10 protein-coding genes and 1 pseudogene are annotated in these 12796 nt (G+C 35.7%); 5 read left to right on the top strand and 6 right to left on the bottom strand.

The window, feature by feature from the left end; translation table 11 throughout:
• Positions 1-56: 56 nt before the first annotated feature.
• The 4 genes from HW423_RS08075 to nrdI all read right to left on the bottom strand — a co-directional run bounded on the left by HW423_RS08075 (position 57) and on the right by nrdI (position 4758).
• Complete coding sequence (locus HW423_RS08075) at positions 57-998, bottom strand: DUF4349 domain-containing protein (RefSeq protein WP_218931426.1); 942 nt, start codon at positions 996-998, stop codon at positions 57-59.
• 133 nt (positions 999-1131) lie between these two features.
• Positions 1132-2193 (bottom strand): class 1b ribonucleoside-diphosphate reductase subunit beta, encoded by a 1062-nt coding sequence (nrdF, locus tag HW423_RS08070; protein WP_218931425.1) that lies wholly within the window; start codon positions 2191-2193, stop codon positions 1132-1134.
• A 26-nt stretch (positions 2194-2219) separates the two neighbouring features.
• Positions 2220-4382 (bottom strand): class 1b ribonucleoside-diphosphate reductase subunit alpha, encoded by a 2163-nt coding sequence (nrdE, locus tag HW423_RS08065; RefSeq protein WP_218931450.1) that lies wholly within the window; start codon positions 4380-4382, stop codon positions 2220-2222.
• On the bottom strand, positions 4375-4758 hold the full coding sequence (gene nrdI, locus HW423_RS08060) for a class Ib ribonucleoside-diphosphate reductase assembly flavoprotein NrdI (RefSeq protein WP_408014888.1): 384 nt from the start codon (positions 4756-4758) through the stop codon (positions 4375-4377). Before nrdI ends, nrdE begins: the two co-directional genes overlap by 8 nt.
• A 245-nt stretch (positions 4759-5003) precedes the next feature.
• On the opposite strand from nrdI, the gene HW423_RS08055 reads away from it, so the two are divergent.
• From HW423_RS08055 to HW423_RS08040, 4 genes and pseudogenes are all read left to right on the top strand, one after another.
• Positions 5004-5336 carry a BlaI/MecI/CopY family transcriptional regulator gene (locus HW423_RS08055; protein ID WP_218931424.1) on the top strand — a complete coding sequence of 111 codons (333 nt, stop codon included), beginning with the start codon at positions 5004-5006 and terminating at the stop codon, positions 5334-5336.
• A gap of 138 nt (positions 5337-5474) precedes the next feature.
• Entirely contained in the window at positions 5475-5681 is a 207-nt protein-coding gene (locus HW423_RS08050) for a heavy-metal-associated domain-containing protein (RefSeq protein WP_218931423.1), read from the top strand.
• A 46-nt stretch (positions 5682-5727) separates the two neighbouring features.
• A pseudogene (locus HW423_RS08045) lies at positions 5728-8171 on the top strand (heavy metal translocating P-type ATPase).
• Positions 8172-8277: 106 nt separating this feature from the next.
• Entirely contained in the window at positions 8278-9216 is a 939-nt protein-coding gene (locus HW423_RS08040; protein ID WP_218931422.1) for an IS30 family transposase, read from the top strand.
• 90 nt (positions 9217-9306) lie between these two features.
• Here HW423_RS08040 and HW423_RS08035 read toward each other — a convergent pair whose 3' ends face one another.
• Positions 9307-10140, bottom strand: a complete 834-nt coding sequence (locus HW423_RS08035; protein WP_218931421.1) for an NAD(P)H-hydrate dehydratase — start codon at positions 10138-10140, stop codon at positions 9307-9309.
• Positions 10141-11090: 950 nt separating this feature from the next.
• Between HW423_RS08035 and HW423_RS08030 the strand changes: the two genes are divergently transcribed.
• A complete protein-coding gene (locus tag HW423_RS08030) occupies positions 11091-12092 on the top strand; it encodes an IS30 family transposase (RefSeq protein ID WP_218931420.1) in 1002 nt (333 codons plus the stop codon).
• Between the two features lie 198 nt (positions 12093-12290).
• Here HW423_RS08030 and HW423_RS08025 read toward each other — a convergent pair.
• Positions 12291-12796, bottom strand: a 506-nt coding sequence (locus HW423_RS08025) for a hypothetical protein (protein WP_218931419.1), incomplete at its 5' end; no start/stop codon positions are given.

Below are 12796 nucleotides of genomic sequence, written 5' to 3'. Positions count from 1 at the left end.
ATAAACGCTTACTATTTAATATTACATGTTTTTTACAGTTTTTGAAACTGTTTTACTCAATCTTTTGTATTAAAGTTGTTTTTTTCTCTATTCGTCTCACTTATCGCTTTCTCTTTCCTCTTTGGCAGGACACTTTTAAGTTTTTTAAACAACGGCCTTAAAATATAGCGAACAATTAATATAATGATAAAAACTACCATGATATAAGGGATTAAGAAAATCAATGTAAGTATCCCCCATTGAAAAGCTTCAATTGAATTTTCCCAAGTATCGTTAAAAGCTGCAATTATTTTATCCCAGAAAGTCAATTGACTTTCACTTCCATCAGATAACTCAACAACTTCTTGTAAATTCAAGTGAATCGTTGCATTTTCAACTTCTGTGGAGACAGAAGTTTGTTCTGCTAATAAACTATCTCGACTCGCAATTGCTTCTTCTAAAGCGCCTTGGATTTCAATTAAATCCGTAACGGACTCTGCTTGATCATTAAGTTCATTCAGTCGGTCAATTCTAGAATCGATCGCTTCGATACGAAGTTCAATATCTTGAACTTGTTGAGTTACATCTTGAGAACCACGTGTCAGTTGAATAAGTTGGGCTTGGTCATTGTTTTCAAACTGTGTGAGCGTCTCTTCATAATTGTCTCGAGGAACCCTGATCGTCAAACTTAATGACGTGAGCGACTGAGAACTTTCTGCATAACTGTATTGATTCCTAGACTCATCTTGGTATTGAATATAAGCATCATTAGCTTCAATGATTTCTTCAATACTTTGCTTCGCTTCATCATAACGAATGGTTTGATAAATCACATTGGCTGTGTAGATAATTTCTCGATCTTCATTTATTTGTTGGCGGCTGACATTTTCGTCTGTTTCTTGGGCCATTTCGGTCGTGTAGTTGGCATCAGGATACGTAGTAGTTGACTGTTCTTGAGATTCACATGCATATAGTAAAAATACAGTTAGAAACAATATTCCCCATTTCCATTTTTTCACGCGATCACACCTTTCTTATACTCCATTATAAAGGGTTTTCATGCCTAACACCACTAATTACAGGTTGACTAGCTTTTAGAACAAAAAACCCAATGAAGCGTCACTATTGTGAAACCTCATTGAGATTATAAAATTAATTTGTTGATTTTGCTGACGCTTGAGCATTTTTCGCTTCTTCACGGCGACGTTTCTTCTCTTGACGGTATTGCATACGTTGTTTGCGACGGTCATTAATTGCCCATTGCTTGTAGTCATTATCTTCCATAGCTTGAACTTCTCCAAGTAGGTAACCATTTCCAACTTGTGAGAAGAAGTCATGGTTACTTGTTCCTGTTGAGATACCATTCATAACAATTGGATTCACATCTTCAGCTGTATCAGGGAATAAAGGTTCGAAGCCCATATTTTGTAAAGCTTTATTCGCATTGTAGCGAACAAATGTGTTCACGTCTTCTGTCCAACCTAATTCATCATATAAATGAGACGTGTATTTTTCTTCATTTGAGTATAATTCAAATAGTAAGTTAAAGACCCAGTTTTTTAATTCTTCTTGTTCTGCTTCGCCTAACTCATTGTAGCCTAATTGGAATTTATAACCAATATAAGTTCCGTGAACAGATTCATCACGTAAGATAAGTTTAATGATTTCAGCTACGTTAGGTATTTTGTTGTTTCCTAAATACCATAATGGTGCGTAGAAACCCGAATAGAATAAGAATGATTCAAGTAGGACACTCGCCGCTTTCTTTTGTAGCGGTGTACCATTTTGGTACGCATCATTAATTTTATCCGATTTGAATTGGATTAATTCGTTCGTATTCGTCCAATCAAAGATTGAGTCAATTTCTGAGTTTGTATTCAATGTAATAAAAATCGTTGAATACGATTTAGCATGTACTGCTTCCATAAAGTGGATATTACTTAAAACAGATTTTTCATGTGGTGTTCTTGCGTCATCTAATAAGACAACAGCCCCTTCTTCAGATTGCAGTGTATCTAAAAGTGTTAAGCCACCAAAGACTTTCCCTAACATATCTTGTTCTGCTTTTGAAAGACGACGCCAATCATCTAAATCATTCGATACTGGAATACGTGTATCTAACCAAAATTGCTCAGTCAGCTTTTCCCAAGTCAATTTATCAACGGTATCTTCGATATCATTCCAATTTATCGCTATGTAATTTGGTTCTACCATGCATTTATTCTCCTTTATAAAACTTATTAAATTGAACAGCTCTCACAATAATTACTTCCAATTTCATCGCCATCATCCGTAAATGTACGAACGTAGTAAATTGATTTAATGCCTTGGTTCCAAGCATAGTTACGTAGGATATTTAAATCTCTCGTATTCATTTTTCTCACGCCAGGACGTTTCCAAGGATATAATCCTTCTGGTAACTCTGAACGCATAAATAATGTTAGAGACATTCCTTGATCAATATGTCTTTGAGCCGCTGCATACACATCGATAACTTTACGCATATCAATGTCGTAAGCTGACTCATAGTAGTCAATTGTATCATTTGATAATTGAGGCGCTGGGTAATATGTTTTACCCGTTTTCTTCTCTTGACGCTCTTCAATTAGACGTGTAATTGGGTGTAAGCTCGCGCTTGTCTCGTTTACATATGAGATACTTCCAGTTGGTGCAATCGCATGACGGTAAGCATGATATAGTCCATCTTTTTGAACCTTATCTCTTAACGCTTCCCAATCTTCTGCAGTTGGAAGTGGTACATTTTTCATGATTTCTTTTACTTTTTCATCTTCAATAACAAAAGGTTCTTCAATATAACGATCAAAGTATGAACCATTAGCATAATCAGAATTTTCAAAATTATGGAAAGTTTCACCACGTTCGCGTGCAATTTGATTACTTGATACTAATGACCAGTAATTTAGTGCGTAGAAATAAGCTTCTGTTAACTCTAATGATTCATCAGACCCGTAATAGATTTGATTAATCGCGAATAACGTATGAAGTCCCATGCCTCCTAAACCAATCGTATGGTTTAATTCGTTCCCTCTACGCACACTTGGTACGGCATCGATACTCGTATGATCTGTAACGAATGTTAAACCACGGACAGCGGTATCAACTGATTTAGCAAAGTCAGGTGAATCGACCATATTCACAATATTTGTAGAACCTAAGTTACAACTAATATCAATTCCTTCATCTTCAAAGGTTTGGTCATCATTAATAATTGATGGTTGTTGAATTTGTAAAATTTCTGAACATAAGTTAGACATTACAATGCGCCCATCAATTGGGTTCGCATCATTGGCTGTATCAATATTAATAATATATGGATAGCCCGATTCTTGTTGTAATTTACTTATTTCGTTCTCTAATTCACGTGCTTTGACTTTGTATTTACGGATTTCTTTATTTTGAACCATGTTCTCATACTCTTCCGTAATATCCACATAAGCAAAAGGCTCGCCATAAACACGTTCAACATCATAAGGACTGAATAAGAACATATCAGCATCTTCTGCAACTAATTCATAAAATTTATCCGGAACCGTTACTCCAAGCGATAAAGTTTTCACACGGATTTTCTCATCCGCATTTTCTTTCTTAGTTGATAAGAAGCGGACAATGTCTGGATGGAAGATTGATAAATAAACCGCTCCAGCACCATTTCTTTGTCCTAATTGGTTGGCGTAGCTGAATGAATCTTCAAATAACTTCATAACTGGTACAACACCTGAAGCCGCGTTTTCGATTTTCTTAATCGGTGCGCCTTCTTCACGTAAGTTTGATAAGTTTAGACCTACGCCTCCACCACGCTTACTTAATTGTAAGGCAGAGTTGATGCTACGTCCGATTGAGTTCATATCATCACTAATCTCAATTAAGAAACAAGATACCATCTCACCACGACGTTTACGTCCAGCATTTAAAAATGTTGGTGTTGCAGGTTGGAAGCGTTGAGCGATTAATTCATCACGTAAATTTATTGCAAGAACTTCGTCCCCGTCCGCTAAGAATAAGGCATTAAACACAATACGATCTTCGAAACGTTCTAAGTATCTTTCCCCATCATTCGTCTTTAAAGCGTACTGGTTATAAAACTTATGTGCGCCCATAAATGATTTGAAACGGAATTTCTTCTCATAAGTTGTTTGCATTAATTTCTTAATGAATTCACGGTCATACTTATTTAAGAAACTTACTTCTAAGTAGTCATGTTCAATTAAATAATCTAATTTTTCATCTAATGTATAGAAAAACACAGTATTAGGGTTCACATGCTCTAGGAAGAATGCACGCACCGCCTCTTTATCTTTCTCTAATGGGATTTTATTATCTACTGGAATATTTAATTCGTTATTTAATTTGAAATATGTAATTTCATTGGGTGCTTTAGACATAATTGGTGTTTTCAATTTCAGTCACAATCTCCTTCACTTTTTTTACATCATTATCCGAGCCTTGAAACTCAAAGCGATACAATAATGGAACATCATAATCGAGTGCAATATCTTCTGCTGTAAAGCAGTAAAGCTCATTAAAATTTCGGTTTCCTGCGCCGATGACGCCCTGACAATAGGATAAATTATCGTCAGTCTCTAGGAAATCATTCAAAATATCAGTCATTTCAATTGCATATGTTGGTGCGATCATAATAAAGTTTTCGTGTATTTCAGTAAATGCATTTACTTCAGACAACTCTAAAGAGTCCATTTCTAACTTTTCAACAAAACGCCGTGTATTCCCTATGATAGACATATATATAATTTTCATCATTACACCGTCCTCTTTAGTACTATATATTAGCATGGATACACTTCAAATAAAAGGTTGATTAACTCTAAATATTGTGCTTCACTAAACAAATCCACACTATATGTTGTGTCTGTTTCGCTTTTTATTCATAGTTCTAGTATATTCAATAAAATTTAAAAAGCTTGTAATTTGCTCTTGCTTTATTTAGGTTACACGTGCAAACTAAAGTTAGGTTACAAATGCAACCCCGTGTTAGGAGGGAAATTATGACTCAACAATTAAGTATTCAAGATTTAAACATTTCCGATTCAGAATGGGAAGTGATGCGCGTGTTATGGGCAGATGCTCCTTTAACAAGTCGAGAAATCATTGACCGGGTGTTAGACATTCTCGATTGGAAAGAAGGAACGGTAAAATCACTCATAAACCGTTTAGTAAACAAAGAAAATATTCAAAAAATAAAAACCGATAAAGTTTTAAAATACAAACCAAGTATTTCAGAACTCGAGGCTAATCGTTTAAAAGCCGATAAAGTATTCGACTCGATATGTACGAAAGAACGCGGCAGCCTCATTATTCACCTTGTTGACACAAATTAATTATCGCAAGATCAAATTCAAGAGTTAATATCACAACTCCAAACAAAAGCACTCACAGCACCAGAGGAAGTAGCTTGTGAATGTGCTATCGGACAATGTCACTGTCATTTACATTAATAAATAAGAGGAGAAATTAATATGAAAAAAGAACAATTTGAAGTCGCAGGTATGGGATGTATGAATTGCAGTAAAACAATCCAAAACACTTTATCAAATCTTGATGGTGTATCTGACGCAACGGTCGATTTTGCCAATAAAACAGCAGATGTTACATATGATGATACTGTTGTTTCAAAAGTAGACATGCTAACAGCTGTGTCTGACGCTGGTTACCAATTACTTTAATTAAGAATAGGAGGTTTATTTATTGAAAACTTATGCCATTGAAGGCATGCACTGTGCTGCATGCGCGTCTTCTGTTGAAAAAGCTGTGAATAAATTGGATGGTATCAATGAAGCCTCAGTGAATCAATTAACAGAAAAAGTAAGTATCGACTTTGATGAGTCAAAACTATCACTCGATGATATTTCTAAAGCTGTATCCGATGCAGGCTATACGTTAGTTACTCAAACTGAACCTACTCGTTCAGATGATACTTTTCAAAACTTTTCTGTGACAGGAATGACATGTGCGAGCTGTGCACAAACTGTTGAAAAAGCAGTGGCAAAACTCCCACAAGTTCACTCTGCTTCCGTTAACTTAGCTACTGAAAAATTATCTGTAACTTGGGAAGAGACTGCAGACGCTCAATTAATCCAAGAAACCGTGGCTGACGCCGGTTATCAAGCAGAGCTAGCATTATCTGCCAAAGAGCAGTACGAAGTAGATCAGGCACGTAAGGAAACTAAGTTAAACTCTATGAAACAAACATTAATTAAGATGGCTATTTTTACCATTCCCCTTTTTATTCTAACTATGGGCCCAATGGTTGGAATGCCTTTACCATCAGTAATTGACCCAAGTATTCATCCGGGTGCCAATGCGGTATTACAATTAATATTAACGACTCCCGTCTTATATTTTGGTTTAGACATATTTAAACGTGGGTTCAAAACATTATTTAATGGACATCCAAATATGGATTCCTTAGTTGCTGTTGGTACGGGTGCAGCATACTTACAAGGTATCGTGATGACTGCTTTAATCCCTTTCGGACAAGTGGATACGCATGAACATTTAGAATTATACTTTGAATCAGCTGCTGTCATCTTAACTTTAATGACCTTAGGTAAATATATGGAAGAGCTGGCTAAAGGAAGAACATCCTCAGCGATTAAAAGCTTAATGGAATTAGCTCCCGATACAGCTCGTGTCGTACGTGAAAACGGAGAAGTTGAGACGATTCCTGTTGAAATGTTAAACATTGGAGATATTATCCAAGTTCGACCAGGGGAAAGTTTACCTGTCGATGGTGAAATGGTTGAAGGTCATTCGAGCATTGATGAGTCCATGTTAACAGGCGAAAGTTTACCTGTTGAAAAAACAGTTGGTGACTTAGTCACTGGGGCAAGTATCAATAAAACGGGTGCTTTTAAATATAAAGCTACTCGCATTGGACAAGATACGATGATTTCTCAAATCGTTCGCATGGTTCAAGATGCTCAGGTTCTAAAGCACCGTTTGCGAAATTAGCCGATGTCATCTCAGGTTACTTTGTACCCATCGTTATTATTATTGCGATTCTATCTGGTCTATTCTGGTTCTTTGTGATGGGTAAACCGCTGAACTTTGCTTTAAATATCTTTATTAGTGTTTTAATTATTGCTTGTCCTTGTGCCCTAGGTTTAGCAACTCCCACAGCAATCATGGTTGGGACTGGAAATGGTGCGAGCCAAGGTATCTTAATTAAAAACGGACAAACGCTAGAGAATATACATAACGCGACGACTGTTCTATTAGATAAGACTGGGACGATTACAGAAGGTGAACCGACTGTTACAGATTTCATCATTAACGAAAGCTTTGATAAAGATGACATCTTACAACTGGTTGCTTCAGCAGAATCGGTCTCTGAACATCCACTAGGATCAGCCATTGTGAAGTATAGCGAAGAGAAAGAAATTAACTTACTGCCAACCGATCACTTTGAAAGCATAACTGCACGCGGAATTAAAGCAGACATTGCAGGCAGAGAAATTGCGATTGGGAATAAAAAATTAATGGACTCTCTAAGTGAAGTACCTAGTTCATTAGAGGCACAAGTTAAACTATTAGCCAATGAAGCTAAAACACCGATGTATATTGCTTTAGATAATGAAGTGATTGGAATTGTTGCGGTTATGGACCCTATTAAGGAAACATCAAGCCAAGCAATTAAAGAGATGAAAGACCTAGGTCTTGAAGTCATTATGGCCTCTGGTGACAACCAATACACAGCGAATATTATTGGGGAAGAACTTGGTATTGACCGCATTCTAAGTGAAGTCATGCCAGAAGATAAATCTGCCATTGTACTAGAGTTACAAAATGCAGGAAAGAAAGTAATTATGGTTGGTGATGGTATTAACGATGCGCCTGCTTTAGCTCAAGCTGATATCGGGATGGCAGTTGGTTCTGGTACCGATGTAGCTATAGATTCAGCTGATACCGTTTTAATGCATGATGACTTACGTGATGTTCCAAAAGCAATCAGTTTAAGTCATGCAACCATTCGTAACATTAAGCAAAACTTATTCAGGGCCTTTGGATACAATACGATTGGGACTCCAATCGCGATGGGCTTACTTTACCTCTTCTTCGATGGACCTTTATTAAGTCCAATGTTCGCCGCGGCTGCGATGAGTTTAAGTTCAATTTCCGTATTACTCAATGCCTTACGTTTGAGAAACAAATAATTATTTACATGATGAATTGTAAAATTAAGTGCGACAAATAAAGAAACCCATAACAGGTTCGTGTAAAATGTTAGTAACGACAAAAACATAAACACGGAGGTCTGTTATGAGCTACACACATCTTACCATAGAGGAACGTTCAAAAATAGAAATACTCTATCAAGAAGGTTATAAAATTAATCGCATTGCCCAATTAATCGGGCGCCATCGGTCAACGATTTATAGAGAACTTAAACGATGCCCTTCAGATCAATACCAAGCTCAGGATACCCATGAAGGTGCCAATCAACGTGCACGTCTTAAGGGTAGAAATCCTAAGTACACGGTCGAGCTACTTAAAGACATTCAAGATAAATTAGAACGTACATGGTCACCTGAACAAATTGTTGGACGAGACTATCAGGGAAAACTTTCCTTTAAATCCATCTATAACTGGATTTACCAAGATATCTTAAAGGTACCCCTAACTGTCTTAAGACACAAAGGGAAAAGTCGAGAGCCTCAAGAAACGCGAGGAAAGTTTAATATCGGCACTCCCATCTCAAAACGCCCCAAATCTGTGAAGAATCGAAAAGAGTTCGGGCATTGGGAACTCGACACAGTTGTTTCTTCTCGAGGTAAGAGTAAAGGTTGTTTTGCGAGCTTTGCAGAACGAAAAAGCCGTCTATATATTGCTTTAACCATGCCAAATCGCTCTAAAGTTGCTATGCAAACTGCGATTGAAGATTTGATAGAAAACTTACCTAAGGAAGCTTTAAAGTCCTTTACCTCAGATCGAGGAAAAGAATTTGCTTGTTATCCTGAGGTCGAAGCAGCAGGGATTGATTTTTATTTTGCCGATGCTTATAGTGCCTGGCAAAGAGGAACCAATGAGAACTCTAACGGTTTACTGCGTGAGTTTTTTCCTAAGAAAACAGACCTCGCTAGAGTGATTTCCCAAGAACTCAACCAAGCTTTGTGGTTAATGAATAATCGTCCTAGGAAATGCTTAGATTACCAAACACCTTTGGAAGTATTTTTACACGAACTCTTATTAATTGAGTAAATAAAAAATTGTCGCAATAATTATTGCAATTCAACACATATAAAAGGCTACTGACCGGATTACTCGTCAGTAGCCTATTTCATTTGTTTATTATTTTGCGTCTGCAAAGTTTCTCATCACTTTTGGTAGTTCTCGAATCACTTGCGTTGGTAATGTGACATAATGAGTTTCTGCTAATTGATCCGCAATGTAGCTATGAATGAACACAGCTGAAAGAATTGCTTGTTTGACATTCGGTATTTGTCCAATGAATCCAGCTAGAATCCCAGTCAACGTATCTCCCATCCCGCCGGTCGCTTGCGAGGGATTACCTGTTGTGTTTTCAAAGACATCTGAGTCAACATACACTTGTGTAGGCGATCCTTTTAATACAACTATGCTTTGTAAATCCTTCTGAGCTTGTTGATTCCTTTCTACTGTTAATTTATTTTTATTTAGACCTATGAGTCTCTGCCACTCACCAAGATGAGGCGTGAAGATACAATGGCCATTGGTTTCTCGCTTGACTTCCCCTTCAGCAAGTAGCGTAATCGCATCGGCATCGATGATCAGATATTGCTCACCTGAAGCAGATTGAAGGACTGTTTTAAGCACTTCTCGACTTTTCTCAGTCAAGCCCAAACCTGGTCCAATCACTATTACATCTTTTTCTTTTACTGCTTCAATTAAATTATCAGACTCATACATATCAATAAACATAATTTCTGGCGCATGAGTATGTAAGCTAGTCCGGTTCACTTGATCCGTCGCGACAGTCACTAATCCTGCGCCAGAATACAAAGCAGCCAGACCACTCATGATAATGGCTCCACCCTTTTCATGATTACCTCCAACACATAATATGCGCCCCATTTTATTTTTATACGTATCTTTATCTCTGATAGGTATTGTGTCTATGACTATTTCTTTATTAATTTTCTTCATGTTTAAGCCTCCTTTGCCTTCTCATTATACAAAAGAAGATGGGTATAAACGATTTTGAAGCTAACTTTAATTTGATTCGAGAATCACAAAAAATTAGTTGCCAAAGAAAAAAAGAATTATTTATTACTTTTCTACGCGAAATAGACGAAGTTTTTTTCAAAAATCCTGAAGATATAAGTTCGCTAGAGTTAAAACATGCAGAGATAGTTTATTGTCAGATCGAAAATTATTTAAATCATTAAAAAAAGGAACTCGAGGAATTTTTCTCGAGTTTTTTATTTTTAAATCTAAAATATGTTTCAGATCGCCAATTTTTTTGTTTAAATTTTTAACTAGGCAAGCACCGGTTTTGTCATGACAAAACCCAAAACGATGTTTTTTCTTGGCAGGAGATTCCTGCAACCTTTTAAAAAAGGGCGCACTTATACACGATAAAAAATATCGTGTTTGTGCTAAAAATTGTGTGAAAAATCGCTCCGCAATTTTAAAAATTCGTTGCACTCATTTGAAAAAAAATCAAAAAAAATAGTAGCGAAAATAAAAGGAGATTTAGGTAGTTCTTGGTAAGAGCATAAAGAGATTCCGACGTCACCTGTTTTTCGCTGTGCTCAAAAAGGTTGACGTGTCAGGCTGTGCCTGACGAATCTCAAAGGAAAAAGTGACGTCAGGTTGGCAAAAAACGCCGTTTTTTTAATTTTCAAAACCTATATATATCAATGGTTACAGAGCGTAAATGTATACAAATGTTTACGAATGTATACAAAAGTATACGCTTTGTATTACAAATGTTTACTTTATGTATACATTTGTAATACGTTTTTGGTGTTTTTTTGCTCGTTTTTTTTACGACGAATTTACAATTTAAGTGCAACAACAATAATAAAATAAAAAAAGATCCATAGTTTTCCTATAAAATAGATGTACCAACCAACTATTAGAAGGAGAAAGCTATGAATCCATACACACATCTTACCATGAATGAGCGAAAAACAATATTCCTAATGTATGAACAAGGCGAAACTATCGGGCATATATCCGAGACCCTGGACCGTTCTAAATCGACTATCTCAAGAGAATTACATCGTAATTCAAACAAGGATGGCAGTTATTCACCGTCAACTGCTCATGGAGAGTATAAACGTAGAAAACAACTATGTGGCAGACATCGCACGCTAGATAAAGACTCTATTTTCCAGTTGGTCAAACGACTATTTCTCAACGAACAATGGTCTCCAGAACAAATTTCTGGTCGTTTGAACTTTGAAAATTCCAAAAATAAAATCAGTTATAATACTATCTATCGTGCAATTTATCGTGGCGACTTCGATGAGCCTGGTTTATCAACCGGTAATCGAGGCGCTATCCGTAAATTAAGACACAGAGGTAAAACACGCCATTCTAAAAATCACGTAGAGAGAAGAGGAAAGATCCCTATCTCCAATACGATTCATGAACGACCAGATAGCGCTAATGAACGAACTGAGATTGGTCATTGGGAAGCAGATACAGTTGCAGGTCAAACTGGTAAAGCGTGCTTAGTAACGCTAGTTGATAGAAAATCTAGGTTATTACTAATCGGTAAATCTGAGAAGAAAGCTTCTAAGCCGGTAGTTGACCAAATGATTAAATTACTACAAGGTATTGATTCTAATTTTTGTAAAACCATTACACCTGACCGTGGTAAAGAATTCAGTCAACACGCCCGATTGACTAAGGAATTAAATAATACGCAAATTTATTTTCCAGATCCTCATGCCCCTTGGCAAAGAGGATCTAATGAGAATACAAATGGACTCCTTAGAGAGTACTCACCGAAAGGTGTTGATTTGACAGATGCAACTGATGAAGAGATACAAGGTTGGGCAACGAAATTAAATACACGTCCCAAAAAATGTTTGAATTGGAAAACACCTTATGAAATCTTTTATAAAACTGTGTTGCACTTAATTTGACAATTTAAGACAAAAAAATAAAAAAAGCAGAGGTCAAATTATTTTTTGACCCCTACTTTTTTATTTTTATTTATGTAATTATTTTTCTGTAAAATTATTTAAAAGGACATTAATTTTTGTCAGTTATTCAAAAATTAATACATGAAATTGCTTATAATCGTGTATAGTGAACCTTGATTTATGGAGGTTCTTTTTTTTTTAGGATTTAAGTAATTTAGAATCTACATAATTTTTTATTTTTAAAGATAGATTATTTTTTAGACTATTCAAAGCAAATATAGCAGAGAAAAGTAATATTAAGTAATCTATATTATCACTTGGAATATTAAGTAGAATAGTTAATATAATTGGAACATATAACCATACTTTCATAAGAAAAGCTTCATACAATTTCTTGTACTTTAATATATTTTTCATCATTTTATTGAACCACTTAAGTTGAATTAGCACTAAATAGTCATCTAGTAAGCTAAATATTACTGTAAAAGGGTAAAATAATACAAAAATCAAAAACGAAAAATTGAACCAGTCAGTGAAAATCTTTTTATAATTTATATTTGTAATAAAATTATAAAACTCTGTATCTATAACATAGTCTTCAAGAAATCCACTAAAAAGATAGTTTGCTATTGAAAAAGAAAACACTACAGTTATAAAGATAACAAATAAAAATAAAAAGACAGCAGATATATTAATTACAAAAA

The sequence above is a fragment of the Ruoffia halotolerans genome (genome assembly GCF_014049385.1).
GTDB lineage: Bacteria > Bacillota > Bacilli > Lactobacillales > Aerococcaceae > Ruoffia > Ruoffia halotolerans.
This window is presented reverse-complemented; position numbering and strand designations above follow the sequence as displayed.